At 63.1% G+C, this 26,887-nt stretch carries 30 protein-coding genes, 1 other RNA gene and 1 pseudogene (1 of these 32 running past the window's edge); 24 read left to right on the top strand and 8 right to left on the bottom strand.

What is annotated here, in order from left to right:
- The 3 genes from ACN9MX_RS19645 to ACN9MX_RS19635 form a co-directional block, all read left to right on the top strand.
- A protein-coding gene (locus ACN9MX_RS19645) for a hypothetical protein (RefSeq protein WP_133654132.1) crosses the window boundary here: on the top strand, positions 1 to 197 show its 3' portion. It extends 7 nt beyond the left edge of the window; the window shows 197 of its 204 coding nt (coding positions 8-204); its start codon lies off the left edge, out of view; the stop codon is at positions 195 to 197.
- Positions 187 to 414 carry a hypothetical protein gene (locus ACN9MX_RS19640; protein ID WP_363830422.1) on the top strand — a complete coding sequence of 76 codons (228 nt, stop codon included), beginning with the start codon at positions 187 to 189 and terminating at the stop codon, positions 412 to 414. Before ACN9MX_RS19645 ends, ACN9MX_RS19640 begins: the two co-directional genes overlap by 11 nt.
- 448 nt (positions 415 to 862) lie before the next feature.
- Positions 863 to 1,213: a glycine zipper 2TM domain-containing protein gene (locus tag ACN9MX_RS19635; protein ID WP_363830420.1), complete on the top strand. Its 351-nt coding sequence runs from the start codon at positions 863 to 865 to the stop codon at positions 1,211 to 1,213.
- A gap of 142 nt (positions 1,214 to 1,355) precedes the next feature.
- On the opposite strand, the gene ACN9MX_RS19630 is transcribed toward ACN9MX_RS19635, so the two are convergent.
- Positions 1,356 to 3,656 carry an arylsulfatase gene (locus tag ACN9MX_RS19630; RefSeq protein ID WP_363830417.1) on the bottom strand — a complete coding sequence of 767 codons (2,301 nt, stop codon included), beginning with the start codon at positions 3,654 to 3,656 and terminating at the stop codon, positions 1,356 to 1,358.
- A 119-nt stretch (positions 3,657 to 3,775) separates the two neighbouring features.
- On the opposite strand from ACN9MX_RS19630, the gene ACN9MX_RS19625 reads away from it, so the two are divergent.
- Both ACN9MX_RS19625 and ACN9MX_RS19620 read left to right on the top strand, forming a co-directional pair.
- Positions 3,776 to 4,462: a TetR/AcrR family transcriptional regulator gene (locus tag ACN9MX_RS19625; protein WP_363830414.1), complete on the top strand. Its 687-nt coding sequence runs from the start codon at positions 3,776 to 3,778 to the stop codon at positions 4,460 to 4,462.
- Between the two features lie 169 nt (positions 4,463 to 4,631).
- On the top strand, positions 4,632 to 5,312 hold the full coding sequence (locus ACN9MX_RS19620; RefSeq protein ID WP_414714655.1) for a peptidylprolyl isomerase: 681 nt from the start codon (positions 4,632 to 4,634) through the stop codon (positions 5,310 to 5,312).
- A gap of 57 nt (positions 5,313 to 5,369) precedes the next feature.
- On the opposite strand, the gene ACN9MX_RS19615 is transcribed toward ACN9MX_RS19620, so the two are convergent.
- Entirely contained in the window at positions 5,370 to 6,065 is a 696-nt protein-coding gene (locus ACN9MX_RS19615; protein ID WP_363830411.1) for a hypothetical protein, read from the bottom strand.
- Positions 6,066 to 6,224: 159 nt separating this feature from the next.
- On the opposite strand from ACN9MX_RS19615, the gene ACN9MX_RS19610 reads away from it, so the two are divergent.
- The gene (locus tag ACN9MX_RS19610; RefSeq protein WP_133654126.1) at positions 6,225 to 6,446 is read left to right on the top strand and encodes a hypothetical protein; all 222 of its coding nucleotides are present in this window, start codon (positions 6,225 to 6,227) and stop codon (positions 6,444 to 6,446) included.
- A 38-nt stretch (positions 6,447 to 6,484) separates the two neighbouring features.
- Positions 6,485 to 7,354 carry an EamA family transporter RarD gene (rarD, locus tag ACN9MX_RS19605; RefSeq protein ID WP_426387738.1) on the top strand — a complete coding sequence of 290 codons (870 nt, stop codon included), beginning with the start codon at positions 6,485 to 6,487 and terminating at the stop codon, positions 7,352 to 7,354.
- On the opposite strand, the gene ACN9MX_RS19600 is transcribed toward rarD, so the two are convergent.
- Positions 7,351 to 8,676 carry a dihydroorotase gene (locus tag ACN9MX_RS19600; protein WP_363830409.1) on the bottom strand — a complete coding sequence of 442 codons (1,326 nt, stop codon included), beginning with the start codon at positions 8,674 to 8,676 and terminating at the stop codon, positions 7,351 to 7,353. The two genes, rarD and ACN9MX_RS19600, sit on opposite strands and share 4 nt — an antisense overlap.
- 62 nt (positions 8,677 to 8,738) lie before the next feature.
- Here ACN9MX_RS19600 and ACN9MX_RS19595 point away from each other — a divergent pair, with 62 nt between their 5' ends.
- Together ACN9MX_RS19595 and ACN9MX_RS19590 are read left to right on the top strand one after the other, a co-directional pair.
- Positions 8,739 to 9,476: a YgfZ/GcvT domain-containing protein gene (locus ACN9MX_RS19595; protein ID WP_363830464.1), complete on the top strand. Its 738-nt coding sequence runs from the start codon at positions 8,739 to 8,741 to the stop codon at positions 9,474 to 9,476.
- Positions 9,473 to 10,219: a glutaminyl-peptide cyclotransferase gene (locus ACN9MX_RS19590; RefSeq protein WP_363830407.1), complete on the top strand. Its 747-nt coding sequence runs from the start codon at positions 9,473 to 9,475 to the stop codon at positions 10,217 to 10,219. The genes ACN9MX_RS19595 and ACN9MX_RS19590 overlap by 4 nt, the downstream gene beginning before the upstream one ends.
- A 149-nt stretch (positions 10,220 to 10,368) precedes the next feature.
- Here ACN9MX_RS19590 and ssrA read toward each other — a convergent pair.
- Positions 10,369 to 10,712: a transfer-messenger RNA gene (gene ssrA / locus ACN9MX_RS19585) on the bottom strand.
- Positions 10,713 to 10,799: 87 nt separating this feature from the next.
- On the opposite strand from ssrA, the gene ACN9MX_RS19580 reads away from it, so the two are divergent.
- From ACN9MX_RS19580 to glp, 5 genes are all read left to right on the top strand, one after another.
- The gene (locus tag ACN9MX_RS19580; protein ID WP_363756415.1) at positions 10,800 to 11,390 is read left to right on the top strand and encodes an anthranilate synthase component II; all 591 of its coding nucleotides are present in this window, start codon (positions 10,800 to 10,802) and stop codon (positions 11,388 to 11,390) included.
- Positions 11,391 to 11,585: 195 nt separating this feature from the next.
- Positions 11,586 to 12,578: an anthranilate phosphoribosyltransferase gene (gene trpD, locus ACN9MX_RS19575; RefSeq protein ID WP_363830404.1), complete on the top strand. Its 993-nt coding sequence runs from the start codon at positions 11,586 to 11,588 to the stop codon at positions 12,576 to 12,578.
- On the top strand, positions 12,575 to 13,366 hold the full coding sequence (trpC, locus tag ACN9MX_RS19570) for an indole-3-glycerol phosphate synthase TrpC (RefSeq protein ID WP_363830402.1): 792 nt from the start codon (positions 12,575 to 12,577) through the stop codon (positions 13,364 to 13,366). The genes trpD and trpC overlap by 4 nt, the downstream gene beginning before the upstream one ends.
- Positions 13,363 to 13,848 carry a cyclic pyranopterin monophosphate synthase MoaC gene (gene moaC, locus ACN9MX_RS19565; protein WP_133654120.1) on the top strand — a complete coding sequence of 162 codons (486 nt, stop codon included), beginning with the start codon at positions 13,363 to 13,365 and terminating at the stop codon, positions 13,846 to 13,848. The genes trpC and moaC overlap by 4 nt, the downstream gene beginning before the upstream one ends.
- Positions 13,845 to 15,032: a molybdopterin molybdotransferase MoeA gene (gene glp / locus ACN9MX_RS19560; protein WP_363830399.1), complete on the top strand. Its 1,188-nt coding sequence runs from the start codon at positions 13,845 to 13,847 to the stop codon at positions 15,030 to 15,032. Before moaC ends, glp begins: the two co-directional genes overlap by 4 nt.
- A 61-nt stretch (positions 15,033 to 15,093) precedes the next feature.
- On the opposite strand, the gene ACN9MX_RS19555 is transcribed toward glp, so the two are convergent.
- A complete protein-coding gene (locus ACN9MX_RS19555) occupies positions 15,094 to 15,252 on the bottom strand; it encodes a hypothetical protein (RefSeq protein WP_363830397.1) in 159 nt (52 codons plus the stop codon).
- A gap of 154 nt (positions 15,253 to 15,406) precedes the next feature.
- Here ACN9MX_RS19555 and lexA point away from each other — a divergent pair, with 154 nt between their 5' ends.
- Complete coding sequence (lexA, locus tag ACN9MX_RS19550; RefSeq protein WP_133654116.1) at positions 15,407 to 16,093, top strand: transcriptional repressor LexA; 687 nt, start codon at positions 15,407 to 15,409, stop codon at positions 16,091 to 16,093.
- Here the strand turns inward: lexA and ACN9MX_RS19545 are convergent.
- A pseudogene (locus ACN9MX_RS19545) lies at positions 16,084 to 17,292 on the bottom strand (ComEC/Rec2 family competence protein); the annotation flags it as partial. The gene lexA and the pseudogene ACN9MX_RS19545 overlap by 10 nt on opposite strands.
- Between ACN9MX_RS19545 and ACN9MX_RS19540 the strand changes: the two are divergent.
- A complete protein-coding gene (locus ACN9MX_RS19540; protein WP_363830395.1) occupies positions 17,222 to 17,641 on the top strand; it encodes a hypothetical protein in 420 nt (139 codons plus the stop codon). The pseudogene ACN9MX_RS19545 and the gene ACN9MX_RS19540 sit on opposite strands and share 71 nt — an antisense overlap.
- 288 nt (positions 17,642 to 17,929) lie before the next feature.
- On the opposite strand, the gene ACN9MX_RS19535 is transcribed toward ACN9MX_RS19540, so the two are convergent.
- Positions 17,930 to 18,862 carry a ComEC/Rec2 family competence protein gene (locus ACN9MX_RS19535; protein WP_363830393.1) on the bottom strand — a complete coding sequence of 311 codons (933 nt, stop codon included), beginning with the start codon at positions 18,860 to 18,862 and terminating at the stop codon, positions 17,930 to 17,932.
- A gap of 99 nt (positions 18,863 to 18,961) precedes the next feature.
- Between ACN9MX_RS19535 and gltX the strand changes: the two genes are divergently transcribed.
- The 4 genes from gltX (at position 18,962) to ACN9MX_RS19515 (ending at position 23,221) form a co-directional block, all read left to right on the top strand.
- The gene (gene gltX / locus ACN9MX_RS19530) at positions 18,962 to 20,416 is read left to right on the top strand and encodes a glutamate--tRNA ligase (RefSeq protein ID WP_363830390.1); all 1,455 of its coding nucleotides are present in this window, start codon (positions 18,962 to 18,964) and stop codon (positions 20,414 to 20,416) included.
- 17 nt (positions 20,417 to 20,433) lie between these two features.
- Positions 20,434 to 21,720 (top strand): citrate synthase, encoded by a 1,287-nt coding sequence (locus tag ACN9MX_RS19525; RefSeq protein ID WP_133654114.1) that lies wholly within the window; start codon positions 20,434 to 20,436, stop codon positions 21,718 to 21,720.
- 185 nt (positions 21,721 to 21,905) lie between these two features.
- The gene (locus ACN9MX_RS19520) at positions 21,906 to 22,361 is read left to right on the top strand and encodes a carboxymuconolactone decarboxylase family protein (RefSeq protein ID WP_363830387.1); all 456 of its coding nucleotides are present in this window, start codon (positions 21,906 to 21,908) and stop codon (positions 22,359 to 22,361) included.
- Positions 22,361 to 23,221: a sigma-70 family RNA polymerase sigma factor gene (locus ACN9MX_RS19515; RefSeq protein ID WP_363830385.1), complete on the top strand. Its 861-nt coding sequence runs from the start codon at positions 22,361 to 22,363 to the stop codon at positions 23,219 to 23,221. Before ACN9MX_RS19520 ends, ACN9MX_RS19515 begins: the two co-directional genes overlap by 1 nt.
- 12 nt (positions 23,222 to 23,233) lie before the next feature.
- Here ACN9MX_RS19515 and ACN9MX_RS19510 read toward each other — a convergent pair whose 3' ends face one another.
- Positions 23,234 to 24,196 (bottom strand): acyltransferase family protein, encoded by a 963-nt coding sequence (locus ACN9MX_RS19510; RefSeq protein ID WP_363830382.1) that lies wholly within the window; start codon positions 24,194 to 24,196, stop codon positions 23,234 to 23,236.
- Positions 24,197 to 24,264: 68 nt separating this feature from the next.
- Between ACN9MX_RS19510 and ACN9MX_RS19505 the strand changes: the two genes are divergently transcribed.
- The 4 genes from ACN9MX_RS19505 (at position 24,265) to ACN9MX_RS19490 (ending at position 26,825) form a co-directional block, all read left to right on the top strand.
- Positions 24,265 to 24,942: an RluA family pseudouridine synthase gene (locus tag ACN9MX_RS19505; RefSeq protein WP_363830380.1), complete on the top strand. Its 678-nt coding sequence runs from the start codon at positions 24,265 to 24,267 to the stop codon at positions 24,940 to 24,942.
- Positions 24,943 to 24,947: 5 nt separating this feature from the next.
- Positions 24,948 to 25,373: an alternative ribosome rescue aminoacyl-tRNA hydrolase ArfB gene (gene arfB, locus ACN9MX_RS19500; protein WP_363830377.1), complete on the top strand. Its 426-nt coding sequence runs from the start codon at positions 24,948 to 24,950 to the stop codon at positions 25,371 to 25,373.
- Positions 25,374 to 25,414: 41 nt separating this feature from the next.
- The gene (locus ACN9MX_RS19495; RefSeq protein ID WP_363737012.1) at positions 25,415 to 25,900 is read left to right on the top strand and encodes a GAF domain-containing protein; all 486 of its coding nucleotides are present in this window, start codon (positions 25,415 to 25,417) and stop codon (positions 25,898 to 25,900) included.
- Between the two features lie 217 nt (positions 25,901 to 26,117).
- Positions 26,118 to 26,825, top strand: a complete 708-nt coding sequence (locus ACN9MX_RS19490; protein WP_363830375.1) for an RcnB family protein — start codon at positions 26,118 to 26,120, stop codon at positions 26,823 to 26,825.
- Positions 26,826 to 26,887 lie beyond the last annotated feature (62 nt).

Genomic DNA, 26,887 nt, shown 5'->3' with positions numbered 1-26,887 from the left:
GCGGTATCCGGGACATTCTCGCCCGTCTGCGCGCGCCCAGCGACAATGTCGTGGCACGAGCCAGACGCATGGTGGAGGCGCATGTGCCGGAAGGACGGCGCGGCCCAGGATGGGACCGGCATTGGCGGGAGCTGGAGGCCTATCTGGAACTGCCCGGGCAATGGCCCTGTGCCGAGGGGAAAGAAAATGACGACTGACAAACTTGTCGACATGATCATTGCCCGGCTGGTCCGCGATCATGGACGCAGCAAGCATCACTGGCGCAGGCTGGTGGGGCCGATCCGCCTCTATAGCCGTACCACGCATCCCCATTGCAACTGGTCTGCCGCGCCGACTGGCTCATTCCAGGAGATCGCCGCGATCGAGGCCTTGCTGGATGATTGGCGCATGCGTTACCCGCTGCTTTCGAGTTGATCGCGGCTTGAGAAGCAGCAAGCGATAAGGCTGCTTCCATCCCTTCGACGAGCTCCCGGCTTGAATATTGACGGTGGTGCCAAGGGATTGGCGTCGTTATCCTCGGCCTTCTATGCGCTCTAGGTTCCACCGTCGGCGCGATCCTCATCGCCGCCGGGAAAATCTCTTTCCGGCGGCGATGAGTCGTCGTGTCCTTCTCCGCCGGGTCCTGGGACGATTCGCTGCGCTGTCCGTTCTGCATGCCGACCTCCTCTATTGAAGACGGCAAGGTGGGATTTCCGGTCGATATCCATTCCGAAAGGCCGCGGCGCGTTCGCGCTTAACCTGCTTTATCGACACGGCACGGCCAGTTCCGTTCAGCTTAACCGTTGATAACAAAGCGGTTCAGGATCGGCGCATGTGCCGCGTGGAATAAGCGGGTCAACGACAAGGTAAGAGGAGACCAGTCATGACCATTCGCAAAACCATGCTCGCCATCGCAGCTGCTGCCGCGACGCTTTCCGCAGCGGTGCCGGCGACGTCCTTCGCCCGCGACGACGGCTGGCACCGCTATGACCGTCACGAGCGGGTCCGCTATTCCGACCGCCGCGATTATCGCGACTACCGCTCCTATCGCGATGACCGCGGCTATCGTTGCCGCAAGTCGGGCGGTACGACGGGCCTGCTGCTGGGCGGTGTCGCCGGGGCTTTGCTGGGCCGCGCGGTCGACACTCGCGGTGATCGGGCTCCCGGCACCATCATCGGCGCTGGCGCCGGCGCGCTGGCCGGCCGCGCCATCGACCGCAATTCAAGCTGCTAAACGAGAATCAAGAAGGCGGCAGCGATGAAGCTGCCGCCTTTCCTTTTTGGTGCTTCATTTTTTTGTTTTACCGCTCGCGCCGAACCGACAGATTTTCTCCATCAGCGTAGAAAACGCCCTCGCCGAGTCCGAAAACCCGGCATCAGCGCAGGTCGATCCGAACATCGCTCAACATCCCGGTGAAGTCGGACGGAAACGGATAGTCTCCGACAGGCGATCCATAATCCGTCCCCACATCGAGACCTTCATTAAGCGAGAAAATCCCTGGAAGTGTCCGGGGGAGATGGCCGGTCGCCACGACCTGCCCGTCGGCGAGCAGGGTCAGCACGCCCCCGCCGCCCCTGACCTGCGGGGCGCCCTCATAATCAAACCGCGCCACCAGCGACTTCGTACCTGCGGCAATCGGAGATTGCGCGACGATGCGGTAATGCGCCGCCAATCCAAGATTATAATCGAAAGCGGGCCGTCCATCGCGCAGATAGAAGGCCCAGCCCCCCGTCATGCCTCCCTGGGTGATGAGCATGCCGTTGTCACGCGCAGTGAAGCTGCCGTCCGCCGCGATGGTCCATGACCGGTTGCGGATATTGGGCGCGATCGTTTCGGGAATGCCGATCGTACCGGGATACAGTTCGAAATGGGTCCGCGAATCCGGTGGGCGGCTGGCGAGCCTTTCCCCTGCCCGCCAGTCGAGCGGCAGCACATTGTTGCGCTTCGCTTCCTCCCACCACAGTTTCCTGTACTGCTCGAGTCGTTCGGGATAGCGAGCGGCAAGATCATGGGCCTGGGTAAAGTCGTGATCCAGGTCGTAAAGTTCCCAATGGACCTTATCGGGATCCAGCATGGCACGGTTGGCTTCCCACGGGTTTGCAAGCCGGGCCGATGCCATCCAGCCGTGATCATAGATGGCGCGATTGCCGAACACCTCGAAATATTGGCGCTGCCGCACCTCGGGCGCATGGGGCTCCGTCGCCACTGGGAGCAGGTTGACGCCGTCCAGCGGCTTCTGGGCAATGCCGTCGACGCTGGTTGGCGCCCTAACGCCTGCAGCGGCAAGAAGCGTTGGCGCAATGTCCGTCACATCGGTGAACTGGCTTCTGAGCGCACCCTTGTCGGCAATGCGCGCGGGCCACGACATGACCATGGGATTGCGCACCGCGCCAAGATGCGACACCACCTGTTTGTAATAGCGAAAAGGCGTATTGACCGCCCACGCCCAGCCGGCGGGATAATTGTTGTTATAGGCCGGACCGCCCAGGTCCGCCAGTTCGGCGGTCGTCACCTTCTCTTCCAGCCCGTTTGCCGGCCCCAGTTCGTTCAGCGTACCATTCGCCCCGCCCTCCGCGCTCGCGCCATTGTCGCCCGCAATATAGACGATCAGCGTGTTCTCACCCCCTGGCATCGCATGGACGGCATCGATCAGCCGGCCCACCTCCGCATCGGTATGGGCGGCAAATCCGGCGAACACCTCCATCTGACGAGCGAAGATGCGCTGCGTTTCGGCTGGCAGGCTGTCCCATGCAGGAATTTCCGCCGGACGCGGGGTCAGCTTGGCATCCTTCGGCACTACGCCAAGCGCCTTCTGCCTTGCAAAGGCGGCGGTCCGATACGCGTCCCAGCCCTTGTCGAACTGACCCTTGAAGCGATCGATCCATGCCTTCGGCGCATGGTGCGGCGCATGCGTCGCACCGGGGGCAAGATAGAGGAAATAGGGCCGGTCTGGGCTGGCGGCCTTCACGCTCCTGATCCAGCCGATGGCGCGATCCGCAAGATCATGGGTGAGGTGATAGTCCGGGTCGCGCACAGGCGGCACGGGCCGGTTATTCTCGAACAGCAACGGCTGATGCTGACTGGTGCCCCAGGCGTTGAACCCATAGAAATAATCGAAGCCAAAGCCGCCCGGCCAGTGATTGAAGGGCCCCGCAGGCCCGGCCTCGGCAGGCGGCGTGTTGTGGTTCTTTCCGAACATGGCGGTGGCATAGCCATTGTCGCGAAGAATGCGGGCAACAGGCACGGTACTCTGCGGAATGATGCCCGTATAGCCGTCATAGCCGGTCGCTAGTTCGGTGACGATGCCAACCCCCGCATTATGCGGATTGCGCCCCGTCAGAAGCGCGGCGCGCGTGGGCGAGCAGATACCCGCCGTATGGAAGCGATTGAAGCGCAAGCCCTCGGCGGCCAGCCGATCCATCGCGGGCGAAGGCACCGCGCCGCCAAAAGTCGCATATTGGCCGAAACCGGCATCGTCGAGCATGATGACGATGATATTGGGCGCCCCTTTGGGTGCCGCGACGGGCTTGGGAAGCGATGCGGGTGACGATTCCCGGAACGTCCGCCCGACCGTGCCAGTGAATGTCCCGTCCGGAATCGGAAGCGTTATGTGCGGCTCGGCAGCCAAGGCAGACGCGGCAAGCGACAGAACCAATGATGTGAACATCAATTTCATGCGGCACCTCCCGTGAATTTTTTCGGACCAGCAGATGCGGCATTTCCAACCGCCTCGCCATAATTATAACAAGTGTATTAAACTGGACGTGGGCGCGCAAGCGGATATGGTGAAATGCCATGAGCCCTGCCGCTGTCCCCGTGAAGCGACCCAAGTCGCGCGCCGTTATCGTCGATGTGGCGGAGCGTTTATGGGGCGAGCACGGCCTCGACGCCGTGTCGCTTCGAGAGATCAGCGCCGCTGCAGGCCTGTCGAACCCGGCCTCGGTTCAATATCATTTCGGCGGACGCGACGGGTTGGTGAACGCGATCTATACAAGGCGGCTCCCGGCAATCGATGCGCGTCGCAGCGCCCTGCTGGCAGCGGCGCGCGTCAAAGGCAGGGAAGCTGATCTGCGCATTCTGCTCGATTGCCTGTTTCGCCCCCTTCTCGAACAGCAGGACGAGCGGGGCCAACACAGCTATGCCTCCTTCCTGCGGCAGGTCCTGCAATTCGAACCCGCCATTGCCCTGCGCGGCCAGGCCATGAGCTTGACGCCCGTGACGGTAGAGCTGCTCCTGCTGATCGAAAGAGCCATGCCGGACGTTCCACCGCGACTGGTGCAGCATCGGCTCATCGCAATGAACCTGTTGATGCTTGACGTGCTGATCAGACACGACCGCGATCCCGAAGCGGAATTGCTGGTGGAAGAGATTTATGCCGATACGCTCGACATGCTGGTGGCGGGCGTCGGCGCATGCCCCACGACAGGAAATCCGAATATGTGGCATCCGGCAAAGACGAACCTGGACTCCAACGAAATCTGATTAGCTGTTTTGCACGGTCAGGATCGCTTGCGCCGAATGAACTGACTTATGGCGGCGCCTTCTTCTGCGAAGAAGTGTGTGGAACGGGTGCTTGTCACCCGGTTGCGCCGGGCCTGCACAGGCTCTAGCCTAAGGCGAAACTCCTTTCATTGAGCGTGCTTGCCTGTCGATGATCCCTGCTGTCCTGCGTTTTGCCCTCCTGTCGCTTGTCCCGCTTCTTGGCACTCTGGCTTCCGGTTCCGCCCTCGCGCTGACCGCGAACCGGCCAACCCCCGGCCATACCCGCGTAGCGATAGAGACCTCCATGGGCACCATCGTGGTCGCGACCGATGATCGGAGGGCACCTGTCACCTCCGCCAATTTCCTCACCTATGTCGATGACGGGCGCTTTGACGGCGTGACCTTCTATCGCGCGGCGCGGCGCAAGAGCGATCCAGGGCTGGGGCTGATCCAGGGCGGGATCGACACCGACGCCCGCCGTTCACTGCCGCCGATCAAGCACGAGCCGACGACGCAGACCGGGATCAGGCATCTCGACGCCACGCTTTCCATGGCGAGGCCCGACCGCGCCAATTCCGCCATGGGCAATTTCTTCATCACCGTGGGGCCGACGCCGAACATGGACGCGCGGGGCGACTATATCGGCTATGCCGCTTTCGGCCACGTCGTTGGCGGCATGGATGTTGTGAAGCGGATCCTTGCCGTGCCGACCTGCTGCGGATCGGGGCCGATGCGGGGGCAGATGATCATCAAGCCGATCCGTATCATCCGCGCTAGGCGGCTTGACGGTACGCCTCATCCGACGCGCGGGGTGAAGCCGTGGTTGTTGGGCCTCCGGCGCAAGCCCTGAAATCGGGCGGACGGTCGCCGCTATGCGCAACTGATCAGGGTGCGGTGCCCAACGGTCCTAGCGGCCGTTATCCGCTAACAGGTCGACGCTCGTCTTGCCGCCCGGCGCCTGGGTGAACAGCAGCAGGAAGGCGCTGCCGTCATCCTTGCGCGAGCCGCCCAGCACATGGTCGCCGCCCATCACCCTGTGTTCGGCATCAAAGCCTGCGCGACGAGCCTGGGTATAATAGAAGTCCATCACGCTTTGCCACGGCACCGGCGTGACGAATGTCGCCGCCCGCAGCGTGCAACCGTCCTTTTCCGCACCCGCAGCCTCCATGAGCTGCGCGCCGGGATAAACGGCAAAGGGTTCGGGCAGGCGGCTGGCCCATTGCGCGCCATGGATCAGTTGCTCGCGACAAAGGGCATTGCCGCCCGGCTTCTTCTGTTCGGCGGCCACGGCAGCCAGCGCGGCTTCTGACTCCTTTGCCTGCCCTTGGGCAGGCGCGGGCGCGGCAAGCAGCGTCCCGCCCGCCAGCTTCACGGAGGCGGCCAGCGCAGTCGCGGCCTCTCCCTTCAACGCCGGCAGTTTTGCGGCCGCATCGGAGCGGCCGGCAAGCCGGGGATCGACCACGATCTGATTGGCGAGCGCATCCACCGCATTGTTGGTGAGTTGGGCGTCGAGCGCGTTCAGATCATCCTTTTTCTTGTCGCAGCCCGCCAGAGGCAGGGCGACAAGCATCGCCAGAACACAGAACGATCGAACAGGCGCCATCGCTTCACTCCTTCGTAAACAAGACATGAAGAACAGAGGTTAATTTTTCGTTAGGGTTTTTGGTGAATCACGAACTTCCCCGGGCGCCGGGCCAGTCTGCGTCAACTGGCCCGGTATCCTGCCTTGCTTCGGCCCTGCTCACTCGCCATTTGTACGGCCATGTTCAACGTCCTGTCAGCCCTGATTGGCCTCATCACCCTGCTCCTGATGATCCCGGCGGTCTTTCCGCTGCTGGGGGCGCTCAACTGGCTGCTGGTGCCCATGGCGTTGTTCGGCGCCTTTGTCGGCATGTTCTCCACGAAAAACGGGGGACGTAATTTTTGCCTGATCGTGGCGGCGTTCGGCGCCCTGCGGCTGTTCATGGGCGGAGGAATCCTCTGAATAGTTCCGATCCATCCGAACAGACGGTACGGCAGGGCCTGCTCGCGGCCATAGCGGCCTATAGCGCCTGGGGACTACTGCCTATCTATTTCAGGCTGCTGCATCATGTGAATGCGGTGGAGATTGTCTGCCAGCGCATCCTATGGTCGCTGCTGTTGATCCTGACGCTGTTGCTAGCGCGACGGAACCTTCGCGAGCTGGGGCCAATATTGCGCGACCGGCGACTCCTTTTCGCCCTTTCCGGATCAGCCCTCATGATCGGCATCAATTGGCTGACCTATGTCGGGGCGGTGAACGCGGGGCATGTCATCGCCGCCAGCCTGGGTTATTTCCTCAATCCGCTCGTCAACGTCGGGCTGGGCATGCTGCTGCTCGGCGAGCGACTGAGGCTGGGACAACTGGCGGCGGTGGCGGTCGCCGCGGTCGGCGTCGCCATCATGGCCGCAACGGCGCTGACGACGCTCTGGATCAGCGTGGCGCTGGCATTTTCCTTCGGCTTTTATGGACTGATTCGGAAAATGACGCCGGTTGCCCCCATGGTCGGACTGGGTGTCGAGACCTTTCTGCTGATGCCGCCGGCCGTCGCCTATCTGTTCTGGCTGTCGATGCACGGCGGCGCGAGCTTCGGACAGGATATGCCGACCACCGTCCTTCTGATCGCAGCTGGCGCAGTTACGACCATTCCTTTGGTCCTGTTTGCGATCGCCGCGCACCGATTGCCCATGGCGACGCTTGGCCTGTTGCAATATCTGGCGCCTTCCATCCAGTTCCTGTGTGCCATCCTGCTGTTCGGCGAAAAACTGACGATGGGACAGATGGCTAGCTTCGGATTGATCTGGCTCAGCCTTGTCGTGTTCGCGACGGACGGCCTGAGCGCCGCCCGTCGCAACCGCCTGGCATCGGTTTAGGCGAACTCGGTCGCTTCGAAGCGGACAGGCTCACCCACTGCCTCATTCGCCAGTGCATCTTCCCACATGACGCGATGGCCGCGGATGATGGTGCCGACAGCCTTGCCGGTCAGTTCCATCCCCTCAAAGGGCGACCAGTTGCAGCGGGAGGACAGCCAGTCGCCACCCACCGTCCAGCGCTTCTTCAGGTCGACCACGGTGAAATCGGCGTCATAACCGATCGCAATGCGGCCCTTGCCCACCAGGCCGAAGACGCGCTGCGGCCCCGAAGAAGTCAGTTCGATGAAGCGACGGAGCGACAGCCGCCCCTCCGCCACGTGATTGAGCAGCAGCGGGACCAGCGTCTGCACGCCCGGCATGCCGCTGGGCGAGGCGGGATAGGATTTCGCCTTCTCCTCGATCGTGTGCGGCGCATGATCGCTGCCCAGAACGTCGGGCACCCCCTGGTTCAGCCAATGCCACAACCCGTCGCGATGCGCGCCGGAGCGGATCGGGGGGTTCATCTGCGCATAGGTACCAAGACGCGGATAGGCATGCTCCGCCGCCAGGGTTAGATGCTGGGGCGTGACTTCACAGGTTGCGATATCCTTGTTTCGGCCGATATATTCCAGTTCTGCGGGCGTCGTCACATGCAGAATGTGAATGCGACGGCGCGCCTTGCGGGCAAGATCGATGATCCGCCTGGTGGCGATCATCGCGCTTTCATCGTCACGCCACACGGGGTGAGACGACGGATCGCCTTCCACCCGCAGATCCTTGCGCGCGTTCATCCGTGCCTCGTCCTCGGCATGGATGGCGACGCGTCGGGTGCCGCTGGCGAGGACACGGGACAATGCGTCGTCATCGTCAACCAGCAGGCTGCCGGTGGAGGCACCCATGAAGATCTTGACCCCCGAGGTGCCGGGTATCCGCTCCAGTTCCTTCAACTGCTCGGCATTGTCCGCGGTGGCGCCGACATAGAAGGCATGGTCGCACCACATGCGATGATGGGCGCGATTCAGCTTGTCCCGTACCCGCTCGGCAGTGTCGGTGTTGGGATTTGTGTTCGGCATCTCGAACACGGCGGTGATGCCGCCCAGCACTGCCGCGCGGCTGCCCGATTCCAGATCTTCCTTATGCTCCAGCCCGGGCTCGCGAAAATGGACCTGACTGTCGATGCAGCCCGGCAGCACGTCCAGGCCTGCGCAGTCGATCACTTCGCCCGCATCGCCCAGGGACGCGCCGATGGCGACGATTCTGCCGCCGCTCACGCCCACATCCACGCTTTCCGCGCCGCCAGGGGTGTGCACGGTTCCGTTCTTCAGGAGGAGGTCGAAAGTCATGTCGGTCTCGCCAGCTTGGGGGTGGGCTTGGATATGATGGGCGTTTGTCCTACCTAAAGCCGATGACCGGCACCACCCTTACCGACCGCGCCCTCCTCAGAATTTCCGGCGAGGATGCGAAAAGCTTCCTCCAGGGCCTGCTCACCCGCGACGTCCTGAAACTGAAAGAGGGGGAACCGCGCTGGACCGCACTGCTGACGCCGCAGGGTAAGGTGCTGTTCGATTTCATCCTCTGGGCAGGGGGTGACGATGTGCTCATCGATTGCGAGGGCGCTCAGGCGGATGCCCTGATGAAGCGACTGACGATCTACCGGTTGCGGCGCAAGGTGGCAATCATGCCGGAGGATGCGCTGGCGGTGCACTGGGCTCTCGAAGCGCCCGGCAAGCCGTTCGATCCGCGCCTGTCGGAACTCGGCCACCGCTGGATCGCAGCGCCGGATGAAGGCGATGCATCCGCGGCATTCCGGGCGCACAGATTGTCGCTCGGCATATTCGAAGGCGCGGGCGAACTCGGTCAGGACCAGCTCCTCTGGCTGGAAACCAATGCCGGCGAACTCAGTGGCGTGGATTATGACAAGGGATGCTATGTGGGGCAGGAAAACACCGCGCGCATGCATTATCGCAACAAGGTGAGCCGGCGCCTGGTCGCGGTGCCGATGGCACAGGCCGACGAGAAGCGGCAGAAGGCTGCGCTGGCCGATCTTGGCCTCTCCATCGAATTGCGGCGGATGGAGGATATGGATCCCGCCGCCCTGCCAGGCTGGCTTGCCGCGGCCATGGCGGACCAGGCCGCCGAATGAGGCACGTTGTCGTCGCGCTGCTGGGCGCGTGGCTGCTGATCTTTCCCGCGCAGGCGGAGACGCGCTGGAAACTCGTCCGAAGCTATCCGCACGATCCCGGCGCCTTTACCGAGGGGCTCTTCTACCATGATGGCGCCCTGTATGAGAGCACGGGCCTGGAGGGCGAGTCAGAGATTCGGAAGGTCGATCTCAAGAGCGGCAAGGCGCTGGCCCACCGGATCATTCCCCGCCCCTATTTCGGAGAGGGCATCGTCAACTGGAAGGACCGGTTGATCAGCCTGACCTGGCGGCATCGGCAGGGCTTCGTGTGGAAGCTGAGCGATTTTTCCCCGGTTTCCCAGTTCCGCTATGAGGGCGAAGGCTGGGGGCTGACGCAGGACGGGCACAGCCTCATCATGAGCGACGGCACTGCGCAGCTTCGCTTTCTGGACCCCGAAAGGCTGACCGAGGAACGCCGGATCACCGTGACGTGGAATGGCCGTCCTGTGGACCGCCTCAATGAACTGGAATATGTGAAGGGCGAGATATGGGCCAATATCTGGTACGATACCCATATCGCCCGGATTGATCCGCGCACCGGCGCGGTGATCGACTGGCTCGACATCGCCCCTCTTCTGCAGGCAAGCGGCGCCAGAGACAGCGAGGCGGTCGCCAATGGCATAGCCTATGATGCGAGGACCGACCGTCTGTTCGTCACGGGGAAGAACTGGGCCAGATTGTTCGAGATAAAGGTCGAGAAATAGGGCGGGCCAGTGAACTTCAACACCAAGCGCAATTCGCCGGAACCCGCCATGGCAGGGGACAATGCCCCTCTCCCCGCGCCCCGAGCATGTCAAATGGATGGGGAGAAAAGGTCCGGAGGGTTCTGTTGCCCGGCCCCTCCGGAGGCCGCTGAATTCCCTTCTGTTGCCCGGTGGGTTCAACCGCGTTCTTTTTGAGTAATGTCAGGCCGTGAGGCCATCAATTACGCAGCAAGAGCAAGAGCCTCGTTATCGTTGGCACTTGTGAGTTTTGAACCTTTTTACGGCGTACTCAGGCCGGGTAAAGGCACCGCTTTTCAACACACGTCGATCCTAGTTCGGCCCCGTCACGCGCCCCGAAAACCGGGGAATGTGGTGGAGCCGCCGGGTACCGCCCCCGGGTCCGCTGCGCCTATTGCACGATACGATTTATCACCATAGCCGGGCGAACCCGGCAACGCCTTATATGGAGAGGCGCATCCGGTTTATCAAGCCGTCGCCGTTCGCAGGTCCAGGACAGTTCTCCCATCGATCCGGAATCCCGACTCTTCCCCTGCCTCCGATCCGGCGCTAAAGCCGCGGGATGATCCTCGTCATCGACAATTATGACAGCTTCACCTGGAACCTCGTCCACTACCTCATGGAACTGGGCGCGCAGGTTGAGGTCGTCCGCAACGACGCCATTTCCGCCGGCCAGGCCCTTTCCACCGGCGCGCAGGCATTTCTGCTCTCGCCGGGCCCCTGTACACCCAACGAGGCGGGCGTCAGCCTTGATCTCGTCGCCGCCTGCGCCGATGCCGGGGCGCCGTTATTGGGGGTGTGCCTCGGCCATCAGTCGATCGGCCAGCATTTCGGCGGTCAGGTCGTGCGCGGCGGGCTGATGCACGGAAAGACATCGCCGGTCACGCATGACGGCACCGGGCTGTTCCAGGGGCTGCCTTCGCCCTTTACGGCCACCCGCTATCATTCGCTGATCGTCGAGAACATTCCCGAAAGCCTTGTCGTCAACGCCACCAGCGAAGACGGTTCGGTCATGGGATTCCGGCACCGTGACCTGCCGATTCATTCGGTGCAGTTCCACCCGGAAAGCATCGCCACGGAACATGGCCACGACATGCTGGCGAATTTCATGCGGATCGCCGGCATTCCGGTCCGCGAACGCGTGGCGGGCTGAACCGCTTTCCCCGGCAGTCCGGCCGCCTGTCCTCCTGCTTCCTCAACGCCGGAAAATTGATCACCGTCAGTCCTGCGAATCCGGAATTAGGCGGCGCGATATGGCACCGCCCAGTACCACTCTGTTGCACATCCATAGCGACTTTCGCGTATCCCATCTCGACTCTGGCACCTTCCCATGATTAAGGCAGCGACCATGACCCGCCTGCCCGACCCTTGCGAGCCTCTCGACGCGCAACAGGCCGCAACAGCTTTCGACATGCTGTTCGATGCCGAGTTGCCGGAGGAGGAAATCGCCAGTTTCCTTGTCGCCATGGCCCGGCGGGGCGAGACGGCAACGGAAATCGCCGCCGCTGCCCGCGCCATGCGCAAGCGCATGATCCCGGTCACGGCGCCTGCGGGGACGATCGATGTCTGCGGCACGGGCGGTGACGGGCATCACACCCTCAATGTTTCGACCGCGGTGTCGCTGGTCGTCGCCGCTGCCGGCGTCCCCGTGGCCAAGCATGGCAACCGGGCAGCCTCCTCCAAGGCGGGCGCGGCCGATACGCTGGAGGCGCTCGGCCTGGACCTGGCGCGAGCAGCCACGACAGCAGAAGCAACGCTGGCCGATCTTGGCATCTGCTTCCTTTTTGCGCAGAATTATCATCCCGCGCTCAAACGGCTTGGTCCCATTCGCAGGGCGATCGGGGAACGCACCATCTTCAACCTGATGGGGCCGCTCGCCAATCCCGCAGGGGTGCGCCGCCAGCTGGTCGGCATCGCCCGCCCTGACTATGTCCCCGTCTATGCAGAGGCGCTGGCGGAACTGGGCGTCGATCACGCGATGATCGTTTCCGGCGACGAGGGACTGGATGAATTGTCGCTGGCCGGCGGCAACGTACTGGCGGAGGTGAAGGGCGGCAGCCTTGTCGCGATGCGTCGCCTCACCGCTGCGGAACTCGGCCTTTCCACCCATCCGGTCGATGCGATCCGGGGGGGCGACCCCGCCTTTAACGCTGCCGCCCTGCGCGCCCTGTTGCAAGGCGAAGCCGGCCCCTATCGCGATGCGGTACTGCTGAACGCTGCTGCCGCCCTTGTCGTGGCGGATGCCGTATCCGATTTTCGCGAAGGCGTGGAGGAAGCCGCCGAAACCATCGATCGCGGCCTTGCCAATGCGCTTCTCAATTGCTGGATTGCCTATAAATGACGAACAAGCTGATCGAAATCTGCGATATGAAGCGAGAGGAGGTCGCCAGCCGGAAGGCGGCAACCGCCATTTCCGCGCTGCACGCCCGCGCCGCCGAGCAGACGCCGCCGCGCGGCTTTCGCAAGGCGCTGGACGACGCAGCCCGCTCCGGATTCGGCCTGATCGCCGAGGTCAAGAAGGCCAGCCCGTCCAAGGGCCTGATCCGCCCGGACTTCGATCCCCCCGCCCATGCCCGCGCCTATGCGGCTGGCGGCGCAGCCTGTCTGTCAGTGCTGACCGACGCGCCCTTTTTCCAGGGGCGTGACGACTATCTGGTCGCGGCCCGCGCCGCCTGCGCCCTGCCGGTGCTGCGCAAGGATTTCATGATCGATCCCTGGCAGGTGCTGGAAAGCCGCGCATTGGGGGCGGACGCGATCCTGATCATCGTCGCGGCGCTCGACGACAATCAGATGGCGGAGATAGAGGACGCCGCGTTAGGCCTGGGCATGGACGCGCTGGTCGAAGTGCATGACGCGCAGGAACTGGAGCGGGCGATGAAACTCCGCTCGCGCCTGATTGGCGTCAACAATCGCGACCTTAGAGACTTCACCGTCGATTTCGCCCGGACATATGAATTGATCGGCTATGCTCCGGAAGGCTGCACCTTCGTCGCGGAAAGTGGTATCGGCAGCCACGATGACCTGATCGCCATGGCGGATCATGGCGTCCGCTGCTTCCTGGTGGGGGAAACGTTGATGAGACAGGCGGACGTCGAAACGGCCACACGCAAGCTGCTGACCGGCCAATGAGCAAGCTCACCCATCTGGACGAGGAGGGATCGGCCCATATGGTCGATGTTTCCGCCAAGGCGACAACCGCGCGCAAGGCCGTCGCGAGCGGCCGCATCAGCATGAGCGCCGAAGCGGCGGCGGCCATCGCGCAAGGTTTGGTGAAGAAGGGCGATGTGCTGGCCGTCGCCCGCGTCGCCGGTATCATGGCGGCCAAGCGGACCTCCGACCTGATCCCGCTCTGCCACCCCATTGCGCTCAGTTCCGTCAGCGTCGACCTCGACCTGGACGGCAACGGCGTGTCCGTGACGGCGACCGCAAAGACGGCCGGACAGACCGGCGTGGAAATGGAGGCGTTGACCGCCGCATCGGTCGCGTTGCTGACGGTCTATGACATGGCGAAGGCGCTGGACAAGGGCATGATCATCAGCAACGTGCGCCTGCTGGCCAAGAGCGGCGGCAAGTCCGGCGACTGGACAGCCAGGGAAGATGGCACGGTATGAGCCTGCTTCCCGTTGCGGAGGCGCAGAACCGCCTGATGGCGCTGGCAAGGCCGCTGCCGACGGATCATGCGCCTGTTGCCGCCTGCGCCGGACGCTGGCTGATGGAAGATGTCGCAGCACTGCGCGAGCAGCCCTGGGCCGACCTTTCTGCGATGGACGGCTATGCCGTTCGCGCCGCCGAATCGCCGGGGCCATGGCAGGTGGTTGCCGAAAGCGCGGCGGGTGGGGCGCTTCCTCCGCCGATCGAGCCCGGCCAGGCTTGCCGCATCTTCACCGGAGCGCCCTTGCCGCCGGGCGCAGACGCCATATTGATCCAGGAAAATGCTGCCCGCGAAGGAAATAGGCTGCGCGGCCTCGAAGAGGCGCTGGCTGCGGGCCGCCATGTCCGCTCGGCCGGCTCCGATTTCCGCAAGGACGATCTCCTGCTGACCGCCGGCAGCGCGCTTGGCCCCGCGCAGATCGCGCTTGCCGCAGTGGCGGGGCATGGCGCACTGCCCGTTTCCCGCCGGGCGCGGGTCGCGTTGATCTCCACCGGCAATGAACTGGTGCCGCCCGGCGCGTCGACGCAGCCAGGCCAGCTTCCGTCATCTAACGCACCCATGCTGGCGGCCCTGCTTGCGAGCCTCCCCTGCGACATCATCGACCTGGGGATCGTGCGAGATGACCTGCCCGGCATGGCCCAGGCCTTTGCTCGCGCCGCCGATGCCGATGCCGACATCATCGTTTCGACCGGCGGCGCGTCGGTCGGCGACCATGATGTCGTCCGTCCAGCCTTCGCCCAGGCTGGCGGCTCGCTCGATTTCTGGAAAATTCGCATGCGGCCGGGCAAGCCGCTGATGGCAGGGACATTGGATTCCGCCATCTTCCTGGGCCTGCCCGGCAATCCGGTATCAGCCTTCGTAACCGCGACGCTGTTCCTGCTGCCGCTGGTCCGCCACATGATGGGCGCGGCATCGCCCCTGCCGCGCACCGCGGTCGCGACATTGGCAGCGCCACTACCCGCCACGGGGGAACGGGACGACTATCTTCGCGCCTTCCGCACTGAAGCCGGCATCGTTTCGGTGACGTCGCAGGATAGCGCCGCCACCGCCGCCCTGGCCATGTCGGACTGCCTCATCCTGCGCCCCGGAGGCTCCGCTCCGGCGGCGGCAGGCGATCCCGTCACGGTGCTTCCCCTTGCCTAAGGCCCTTGCATAAGGAAAGGGGCCGCCACGCGACCCCTCCCAGTGCAAAGCTGATGATTGTTCAGCGCTGCTGCTTGCCGGGCGACTTGTCCTGACGGCGCTCATCACCCATTTGGCCCTGCTGGTCTTCCTGCTGTTGCTGGCGTCCGCCCTGATTGGCACGGTCGCCGCCCTGCTGATCGCGACGTTGATCGCCGCCCTGGTTGTTCTGGTTGGCCATCTTACTCTCCTATTCACCTTCTTCGGGGAAGGCACGCTTGAAAACGGCCCGGCTGCTCGCGCGTTCCCATAAACGCGGCGAACCGTTAGGCGCTTGACTTGCCCCGTTCCGTTTCCTATGCGTTCCCTATCCGTTCCAAAGAAGGGCAGGCGAAATGTTGACACCCAAGCAACAGGAATTGCTGAGCTTCATCCAGATCCGGCTGGAAGAGGGAGGCGTATCTCCTTCTTTCGAGGAGATGAAGGAAGCGCTGGACCTGCGGTCGAAATCCGGCATCCATCGCCTGATCAATGCGCTGGAGGAGCGCGGCTTCATCCGCCGCCTGCCCAATCGTGCCCGCGCTCTTGAAGTGCTCAAGCTGCCCGATGCCATGCATCGCGCGCCCAGGCTGGTCGTTCCTGCCAAGGCGCCGGTGACAACTGCTCCTGCCTTGAGCAAACCACCGATCGTCGCCAATGACATATTGGAGATTCCCCTGCATGGCCGCATCGCGGCCGGTGTTCCGATAGAGGCATTGGAGGGACAGAATATGCTCTCCGTACCCGCGGCACTGCTTGGGACCGGGGATCATTATGCGCTGGAAGTCGCAGGGGACTCCATGGTCGAGGCAGGCATACTCGACGGCGACTTCGCGCTTATCCAGCGCACCGAAGTCGCGCGGGAGGGGCAGATTGTCGTCGCTCTGATCGATGAAAATGAAGCGACGCTCAAATATTTCCGGCGAGAAGGGCCCAAAGTCAGACTCGATCCTGCCAATAGTGCCTATGAACCGCAGATCTACGACCCGCGTCAGGTTCGCATTCAGGGCAAGTTGGCCGGACTGCTGCGACGCTATAACTGACCGCGTACGGACCGGCGCGGCCAAGGGGAAGGTCGCGCAATCCACGGATGCCCGTCGTTCCGCATTTTCGCGCTGCGCACGCTACCATGGTCCAGATCGATGGCCAGCCCCCCGGTCTGAGCGAGGAATCGTCTGTCCACCTTCAACCAGCGAGGTCGGCAGGCGCCCGGCAGTCTACGGTCACTGACGACGATATCGGCATTGGCGCAATCCCGCGCCAATATCGCATGGTCGATATTTACATTGCTTCGGGTGAGCAAAATGTTCCACTTCCGTCCCCCGCCCATCAGGCGGACGGCGCAGAGATCAAGCGAACAACGTGCCTGGGGCAACGCCGGCAATGCTTCCAACGCGCCACCGTAACCAGCGCTTTCCGCCAGCATGTCGCGTGTGTAACTTCCAGCCCGTGCCCGCAATATCGCCATGCCACTTGCGGTGCGAACCGCGACGTGGCGGCCATCGCTGCTGATCAATATGCCAGGCATCGGGGTTGCGAGGATCATGGTCACGCCTGCGGCAACGGGCATCAGGCCCGCCCAGCGCCAGTGACTCCGCCATAGGAGGCACCACAGCATGCCGAGCATCACGAGGCCGAAAACAGCGCCGGATTGGGCGGGCGTCAGCATCACTGCCCATGGGCTGGATGCTACGCCATGGGCCACCAGCAGCAGCAGGTCCAGCGCCCGCGCAGCAAGCCACCAGAAGGGCGCGCCCCACCCGCCCAGATCGAACAGCAAGGCCAGCGCTTCCAGCGGCATGACGACCAGAGTGGTAAGGGGTATGGCGACCAGATTGGCGACCGATCCCAGCATGCCCGCCTTGTGAAAATGGAACAGAGCGATCGGCGCGAGGACCAGTTCGACCACCAGACCCGTAAGCAACATGCCCGCAAGACTGCGCCCCAGCCGGCGCCATGCCGCCTCGTCGCGCGCGGCTGCAAAGCGTCGGAAAGCGGGATGCTCGCCCAGTGAAACCAGAGCGACCACGGCGGCGAAACTCATCTGGAAACTCGGTCCCATCAACGCTTCGGGCCATATGGCGAGCACCACCAGCGCACCGGCCGCGACCAGGCGGAGGGTGATCGCATCCCGCCCCGTCGCCAGTCCTCCGAGCACCAGCAGGGCAGCGATGCAGGACCGCACGGTCGGCACTTCGGCGCCGGTAGGCAAGTTATGGTTAACACCAGTGGCTACAAGACCACAAAGTCAGGTCTGGCACCGTGTCCGTGTTCTGTGGCAAACACAGGCCATGTGGAGCCTTACACAGAAAGTCACATTCGATCCCAAAAGCGGACGACCAGAAGCGCCTCTATACTGGCGCCTCACGACCTTCTGCGTCATCGCAGCGTGGGTGCTGGCGCTCATATTATTCTTTTATACGGCGCTTGCGATCCGCGATGGGGCACCTGATTTAGCAGCCACTTGCGCCCTAATGGCAATCGCCATGCTGGTCATCGTCCACTGGCGCAAAAGGCAAATTCGTCAAGAGCAGCGTAAGTTCGACCAGCTTGTGGCCGATTACGAAAAGGCCATTTCAAACCCGACATAGCCAGCAGCGCCAAACTGACAGGCCAGGAGCCAATTAAGTGGAAGTGATCGGGATCATTCTTGCGGTGGCATTCGCCTCATGTCTCCTTTTCGGCTTTCGATCAGGCAACATGCCAATCAAAGCGCCATTGCGCGAACCCAGCCGTCACGAAACGCCTCTCTATTTTTGGTCGTTGCTGCGTTCTACGGGGTTGGCCTCATCTTAGGTGCGAGCATGATTATATCTGGCTAAGGCGCTGGGCACATTTTCATGATCCACGGATTTCTGAGGGTTTTAGCGTGTTGACTCCTATAACGCACTGGTCAGGATCGTATAACCGAGGCCGGCCAAAGCTCCACCGCCTGCCGCAAGGAGCATCAGCGGCCAATCAAGCGCTGCCCGGCGGCTGAGCGCCATCAGCCGCATCAGCAAAAAGATCACCACACCGATCAGTGCCGTCACATGCAGGCCGCTGATCGACAGGAGATGCGCAAGGCCGCTCCGCCGCATCGCCTCCGCATCGGCTTGCATGATCGCACCCTGATCACCCGTGGCCAGCGCAGCAGCAATGCCGGCCCCCTCGCCCGGAACGCGCGTCAGAATGTGATCGAACAAACGCGTTCTCAGGCGCGGACCTGTGGTGGCGGGTCGCAGGATCGTGATGGGCGGCAGCGCACGGCCGGTTGCGCCGATACCATCGAAATAGGCCCGGCGCGCAAAATCATAGCCGCCCGGCAAGCTGGGCGGCGCAGGCGGCATCAGCCTGGTACGGACGGCCACGACGGCCCCCTCGCCCAGTCCAGCCGGCGTCGAAGACTCGTCAAGATTGATGCGTATCAGGGCGGGCAGCGCCGGCATGCCGATCGGCCGGATCAAAAGCCGACTCATGCGCTGAGCAGGCAATCTCTGAACGGATTGGACTTCTCCCTTCAGCGCAACAATGACAGGGCGGGCCAGCGGGGGCGATCCCACCAACATCGCCTTGCCCCAGACCAGCAGGCAACCCATGCAGGCCAGGAGGCTGCCAGCGATGAGCGCCTGCCGCGTCCGGCCACCCGATGGCAAAAGCAGCGCAGCGGAGGCGACTCCCAGCATCACGCAGCAGAAAGCAAGCCAATCCAGCCGGTTGGGCAGAACGAACCAGGTGGCTATGCCCGCCGCCAAGGCCACGGGAACCCAGAGCGGCAACCGTTCGCGCTCTTCCTCCAGCCACAGTTCCAGCGGGCGCCAGATCGGCGCCATCCTCCCTCCAACCCAAGTGGCAACGGAGGTTTGTCGTGGCTCGAAAGCCATGCTAGGGGGCGTCGCGATCATGGATAGGCCGGGTGGATATCTGGACAAATGTCAGGGAATGAAGCGGTGAGTTCTACGGGATTGAACAAGCAGGTGGTAACCCGTTTTGCGCCTTCGCCCACTGGTTTTCTTCACATTGGCGGCGCGCGCACCGCGTTGTTCAACTGGCTGTTCGCCCGCCACCATGGCGGCAAGTTCCTGCTGCGGATAGAGGATACCGACCGGACCCGTTCGACGGAGGAGGCGGTCGCTGCGATCTTCGATGGCCTGGAATGGCTCGGCCTGGGCGGGGATGAGCCAGCAGTCTTCCAATTCGAACGCGCGCCGCGCCATGCCGAAGTGGCGAACCAGATGCTTGCGGCAGGCCATGCCTATCGCTGCTATGCGACCGCCGAGGAATTGGCCGAGCTGCGCGAACAGCAGCGCGCCGCCAGGCAGCCTATGCGCTATGACGGGCGCTGGCGCGACCGCGATCCTTCGGAAGCGCCCGAAGGCGCGCCCTTCGTCATCCGCCTGAAGGCGCCCCGCGAAGGCGAGACGGTGATCGAGGATGCCGTGCAGGGCCGCGTCGTCGTACAGAATGCGGAACTGGACGACATGATCCTGCTGCGGTCGGACGGGACGCCCACCTATATGCTGGCCGTCGTGGTCGACGATCATGATATGGGCGTCACCCACGTCATTCGCGGTGACGATCACCTCAACAATGCATTCCGCCAGCTAGGCATCATAAAGGCGATGAATTGGGAAGAACCCGTCTACGCCCATATCCCGCTGATCCACGGTTCCGACGGCGCAAAGCTGTCGAAGCGACATGGTGCGCTGGGCGTCGACGCCTATCGCGACGAGATGGGCATGCTCCCCGAGGCGGTGCTCAACTATCTGTTGAGGCTGGGCTGGGGCCATGGCGACGAGGAGATCATCTCTCGCGAACGCGCCGTGGAACTCTTTGATATCACAGGCGTCGGCCGCTCGCCCTCTCGCTTCGACATGAAGAAGCTCGAAAATCTGAATGGCCATTATCTGCGCGAGGCGGACGATGCACGCCTTGCCGCGCTGGTTGCTCCCAGGGTCGCGGCGAGGCTGAACGTGGCTCTGCCCGAGAGTGGAGAGAAGCTGCTCACAGAGGCCATGCCCTCGCTCAAGCCGCGGGCCAGGACGCTTAACGAAATTGCCGAAGGCGCCGAGTTCCTGTTCAAGAATGGCCCGCTGGATTTTGACGAGAAGGCTCTTGCTCTGCTAGACGATTCTGCGCGCGTGCTGCTGGGACAGACAGCCGACGCTCTTGCACCCGTCCAGTCCTGGACGGTCGAAGCGATCGAAGAAGCCATTCGCCGCGTGGCAGAGGATGCCGGCCTCGGGCTTGGAAAGGTCGCGCAGCCATTGCGCGCGGCGCTGACCGGTCGCACGGTTTCGCCGGGAATTTTCGACGTCCTTTTCCTTCTGGGAAAGGCGGAGAGCTTGGAACGATTGGCCGCTGCAAGGCACGCATCGGCCAATTGAAGTATCAGGAGAACACCATGTCGGATAACAATGCCACTTTGAGCGTCGGCGGCGATGCAAAGGACTATGCCATTCTGAACGGCACGGTCGGACCGCAGGTGATCGACGTTCGCAAGCTCTACGCCAACACCGGCATGTTCACCTATGATCCCGGCTTCACCTCGACCGCGAGCTGCGATTCGGGGCTGACCTATATTGACGGCGATGCCGGCGTGCTGCTCCATCGCGGCTATCCGATCGATCAGCTCGCCGAACAGTCGAGCTTCATGGAAGTGTCCTACCTCCTGCTCAACGGCGAACTGCCGTCGAAGAAGACACTGGAGGATTTCACCCGCACCATCACGCGCCACACAATGGTGCATGAACAGCTCACCACCTTCTACCGCGGTTTCCGCCGCGATGCGCACCCCATGGCGATCATGTGCGGCGTGGTGGGTGCGCTGTCGGCCTTCTACCACGATTCGACGGACATCAACGATCCGGAACAGCGCAAGATCGCGAGCCATCGCCTGATCGCCAAGATGCCGACGATCGCGGCCATGGCCTATAAATATTCGGTTGGTCAGCCCTTCGTCTATCCGCGCAACGACCTCAGCTACACCGCCAACTTCCTCAACATGACCTTCTCGGTCCCGGCGGAAGAATATGTGATCGATCCGGTCGTCGTCGACGCGATGGACAAGATCTTCACGCTGCACGCCGATCATGAACAGAATGCGTCGACATCGACCGTGCGTCTCGCCGGTTCGTCGGGCGCCAACCCCTTCGCATGCATCGCGGCCGGCATCGCCTGCCTGTGGGGCCCGGCGCATGGCGGTGCGAACGAGGCCGCTCTCAACATGCTGCGCGAGATCGGCACTGTGGACCGCATTCCGGAATATATCGCCCGCGCCAAGAACAAGGACGATCCGTTCCGCCTGATGGGCTTTGGTCACCGGGTCTACAAGAATTACGATCCGCGCGCGACGGTGATGCAGAAGACCGCAAAGGAGGTTCTCGCCAAGCTGGGGGTCGACGATCCGATCTTCGACGTGGCCAAGGAACTGGAGCATATCGCGCTCAACGATCCTTATTTCATCGAAAAGAAGCTCTATCCCAACGTCGATTTCTATTCGGGCGTGATCCTTTCGGCCATTGGTTTCCCGACCGAAATGTTCACCGTGCTTTTCGCCCTTGCCCGCACTGTCGGCTGGGTCGCTCAGTGGAACGAGATGATTTCCGATCCCGCGCAGAAGATCGGCCGTCCGCGCCAGCTTTACACTGGTCCGACGCAGCGGGATTATGTCCCCGTCGAAAAGCGCTGAGCGCCACCCTCGACAGGATATGGATATGGAAACGGCGCCCCGCGGGCGCCGTTTTCGTCTGAGCAGAAGCCCCAAAGGCACGCGACTGTCGCCCCGGTGATCAGCTGCGTTTTTTTCCGCATCCATGTCACACCAGCCGGAGCTGGCTCGTCATACAGGCACAATCCAGAAAGAAAGGTGCCGACATGACTGCCAAGCTAGATCCCTTTGCCGCCGCGCCCCAGCTTATGAAGAGCTGGTTTGCGACCTCCAACGCCATTAACGACAGCCTTGAGCCCAGCCTCACCGAACTGGTGAAGATCCGCGCGTCGCAGATCAACCAGTGCGCCAACTGCCTCAACATGCACACCGCCGATGCCCGCGCGCAGGGCGAAAGCGAACAGCGCATCTATCTGCTCTCCGCCTGGCGCGAGGCGCCTTGCTATACGGCACGCGAACGTGCCGCACTGGAATGGACCGAGGCCTTGACGCGCCTCTCCGAAGGGCACAGCCATGAAGCGGCCCACAAGGCCCTGGCAGCCGAATTTTCGGAGGAGGAGCAGGTGAAACTGACCCTGATGATCAACATCATCAACGGCTGGAACCGCATCGCAGTGGGTTTCGGCCTCTGGTACGATACACCGGCCAAGGCGGCCGCGTGATGGCGCCGGGGATGCACGGGGACGCGGCGGAGAGCTTCGATCCGCTGCGTCCCCGACTTGTCCGCGTCGCCTATCGCATGCTGGGTTCGGTGTCGGATGCCGAGGATGTGGTGCAGGAGGCCTTCATCCGTTGGATGAGCGCGGACCGGGAGGCAGTGCGCGAGCCGGAGGCGTTCCTGCGCCGCACGGTCACGCGGCTGTGCCTGGACCAGCTCAAATCTGCTCGGCACAGGCGTGAAACCTATATTGGCCCCTGGCTGCCCGATCCGTTGGTGGAAGAGGCCGAGGAAGAAGAGGACGTCACGCTGCCGCTGATGTTGGCCCTGGAACGATTGTCGCCGCTGGAGCGGGCTGCTTTCCTGCTCCACGACGTTTTCGGCGTCGGCTTTGAGGAAATCGCCGCAACGGTCGAGCGCGACGCGGCGGCCTGCCGCCAACTGGCGGCCCGGGCACGCACCCATGTGCGAGAGGCGAGGCCCCGTTACAAGGTGGAAAGGCAGCGCGGGCTGGAGATCGCCGGAGCCTTCTTCGCCGCCTCGCGAAGCGGCGACATGACGGCGCTGGGTGCCATGCTTGCCCAGGATGTCAGCCTGCACAGCGACGGCGGCGGCAAGCGTCCCGCGGCGATAGTTCCCGTGCTGGGTTTCGGCCAGGTGATGCAGGTTCACAAGGCGCTGGCCGTGCTGTTCGGCAAATATGGATCGACGCTGGTGCATGTGGGCCTGATCAACGGCCTTCCCGGTTTCGTCACTCGGGAGGCGGACGGCGAATTCCAGACCACGGCACTCGACATCCAGGACGGGCACATCACTGGCATCTATGTGATGCGCAATCCCGACAAGCTGCGCCACCTGCACTGAATGGGCTTGAGCCTAAAGAAAAATGCGTCGCGCGGTGGGAACGGACCGGATCAGATAATAAGCGCCCAGCGGCAACAGCAACGCCTGCATCAGCAGCCAAGGCTTGGCCACATAGGGCGAGAGATAGTGGATCACCGCGACGTGGAGATACATGATGACCAACGATGCGCGGCCGATCGCAGCGATCCAACCGGAAAAGGGCGCGATCCGCACCGAAAGACGGAACAGCAGCAGGCTGGTGGCCATGGCCGAGCCAAGGGACAAAAAGGGCCAGCCATAATCAGCCGCCTTCATGTTGAGCGTCGGGATCAGTGTCATCAGCCCGGCCAGCGATAGCGGCACCAGCAACGGAAGCATCCAGCTTCGCCAGCGTACAAGCTGCCATGCCGCCCCTAGCCAGAGCAGGACCAGCGCCATGGGTACGGTCAACACGCCCATCGGCGACAGGCTGGTGAGCCGGCCCGCGCCATAGGCGATCAGCAGCACCGGCAGCATCAGCAACGCCCAACGCCGATCAAGCGGATCGGGCCAGCGGACGAGCGCCATATTGAACAGGATACGCGCCAGCACCAGGCAGGGCACGAACCAGAAGATCGTGAACGGCCCCCGCAGCCACGAACCACCCAGCAGGATCGGCACCAGGTCCAGCGGCCAGTCGTGGAAGATCGGCCTGCCTCCCTTCATCCTTTCGATGAGCTGGTCCGCCACGATCAACAGGATGAGGAAAACCGCATAAGGCCGCATCTGGGAGAGAAGCTGGCGACGGGTGAAGCGTCCCGCCGGCTGCGGCCGCGAAAGCAGGCCGGAAAGCAGGAAGAACAGCGGCATGTGGAAGCTATACATGGCATCGCGCAGCCCGCCGCGCATCCACACATGCCCAATCACCACGGCGACGATCCCGATGCCACGCGCGACATCGATCCATTCCAGCCGCCCTCCCGCCGACGGATGCGCCTCATGCCCCCTGTTCTCCATCCCTTCCACGCCCTATAGGAAGCGGCACGCGCGTCAATCGCCAGCCTTCATTCACGGAAAAACGCCTCTTGTCCCTGCTTCATGACCGAGTCCTGTTCATCGATGGCGAGGCCATCATCCTCGACAAGCCGGCGGGCCTGCCGGTCGATGCGCCGCGTGACGGATCTCTTTCGCTGGAAAACCATCTTTCCTCGCTGACCTTCGGCTTTCAACGCTGGCCGCTGCCGGTTCACCGGCTGGACCGCGACACCAGCGGCTGCCTGCTGCTTGCCCGCAATCCCAAGGCGCACAAACGTTTTGCCGCAGCTTTCGAAGCCGGAACGGTCGCAAAGCGCTATGTCGCGGTGGTCGACGGCGTTCCCGCGGAGGACAGCGGCACCATCGAACTGTCGCTCAAGAAGATCAGCACAGCCACTCAGGGCTGGCGAATGATCCCGGCAAAGGCGGGCAAGACAGCGCTCACCGAATGGCGCAAGATCGCAGAGAAAGATGGCCGTGCGCTGATCGTCTTTACTCCCCGCACAGGCCGGACCCATCAGATCCGTACCCATGCGTTGCACGGCCTGGGCTTCGGCATAGCGGGCGACCCCGTCTATGGATCGGGGGAAGGCCCGATGTTGCTGCACAGCCGTTTCCTCAGCATCCCGCGCGGAGAGAAGCCGCCTGCTGAAGCAAGCGCCCCCTTGCCCTCCACCTTCGTGACGGCGGGATTCGGGCAGGAACTGCTCGAACAGGCCGGGCTCTAGGCCTCTTGCCGCGCATTCCCGTCACCCGGTCGATCTCCATCGACAGCGATGAACTGTCGGAGAGCTTCGTCCGATCGACGGGTGCGGGCGGCCAGCACGTCAATACGACAGACAGCGCGGTGCAACTGCGCTTCGACGTGGCGAACAGCCCGTCGCTGCCCGATGCGGTCAAGTACAGGCTGGCGGCGATCGCCGGACGAAGGATGACCGCGGACGGGGTGCTGATCCTCCGTTCCGAAGGCTCGCGATCGCAGCTTTTGAACCGGCAGGAAGTGTTGGCTCGCCTGATCGAGCTCATCCGGGAGGCCACGGTCGTGCCCAAGGCGCGCAAGGCGACAAAACCCGGCAAAGCCGCCAAGGCGCGTCGCGTCGATGCGAAGAAAGCGCGCAGCTCGGTCAAGGCCGGACGTGGCAAGGTGCGGTTGGATTAGCCGGTCTGGCCTGGACATGCGGCGCCCCCTATATGAAGGCCATGTTCGATTTTTCTCCCGCGGCCAACGCCGACAAAGCCACGCTCTACGATGACCTGCTCTCCGCAGCCGACGCGCTGACGGCAGGGGAACCCGATGCCATCGCCAATATGGCCAATGTCGCGGCACTGATCTGGCAGTTCCTGCCCGACCTCAATTGGGCAGGCTTTTACCGGATGGCAGAAGACGAGCTGGTCCTCGGCCCCTTCCAGGGCAAGACGGCCTGCATTCGCATTCCACTGGGCAAGGGCGTCTGCGGCGCGGCGGCCGCCAGCGGCGAGACGCAACTGGTCGAGGACGTGCACGCTTTTCCGGGCCACATAGCCTGCGATGCCGCCAGCGCTTCGGAAGTCGTGGTGCCGGTGATCATCGAAGGCAGGGTCGTCGCTGTACTCGACCTCGACAGTCCGCTGCCTGCGCGCTTCGACAGGACCGACCAGGAGGGACTGGAAACACTGGTCGAACGGATCGCGGCGCGTCTAGCCTAAGGATCAACCCTTCCGGATTTACTGCCCCTTTTCGGGACAGGCATCAGAATGCCGACGCTTGGTCGGCGACTTCGCATCATGCTAAACAAATCCTTAAATATCAGCCGAAAACGGGGATTCGAGCATGCATATCCGGAGCTTCATCCTGGCCGGGACCTTTCTGGCGATCGGGTTGACGACGCCAGGGTCCGCTAATGGCCCGGTCAGGAGTGGAAGCATGGTTTCCCGGTCGGCGGTGCATGCAGGGAGCGCAGTTCAACGCTGGGGACCGCGTTATCAAGGCCGCTGGTATGCCGGTTGGTACGCGCCGGGCGGCTGGGCAGCCTATCGTCGGCCGGTGATGGGCTATGTCCTGCCGCGTTACTGGATCAGCCCGACCTATCAGATCCGCAACTATGGCGCTTACGGCTTGCCGGTACCGGCCAGCGGCTATGGCTGGTCACGCTATTATGATGACGCGGTGATGACGGACCGGGACGGCCGGGTGCACGACTATCGCAACGGCGTCGCATGGGAGGCGGGCGACGCGCCGACACCGCCGGGCCTGCGCTATGATGACGAGGTTACAGCGCGGGATGGCGCACCCCTGCCGCCGATGGACTATGAAGGACGCTGGAGCGGTACATGGCGTGACAAGGACGGAAAAACCTTCAGCGGCGATTATGAAGGCCGCTTCGAGGGACAGGTCCACGGTGGACCGGGCGTGGATTTCAGCCCGCCGCCTTATGCGGGTACGCCGGACCGGATGAAGCGGCGTACCGCGCCGGGGGAACCCGTTGTGACCACGACGCAGACGCCGGGTTTCATTTCAGGGGGCTATTATTATCCCGGCACCACGACCACCACGGTCGTTGTCCAGCCTGCCGTCACCACCACCCGGACCTATGTGACCGAAGTTCCGGTGAGAAAGCGCAGAGTGCGGTAAGAGCGCATCAACAGCTTTTCGAAGCGGAGGGAGCGGCCCAAAGCTGAACCAGAACGGGTTTC

The sequence above is a fragment of the Sphingobium sp. R-21 genome, from assembly GCF_049913335.1.
Classification (GTDB): domain Bacteria; phylum Pseudomonadota; class Alphaproteobacteria; order Sphingomonadales; family Sphingomonadaceae; genus Sphingobium.
The sequence above is the reverse complement of the archived record's forward strand: the minus strand, read 5'-3'. Positions and strand labels throughout refer to the sequence as shown.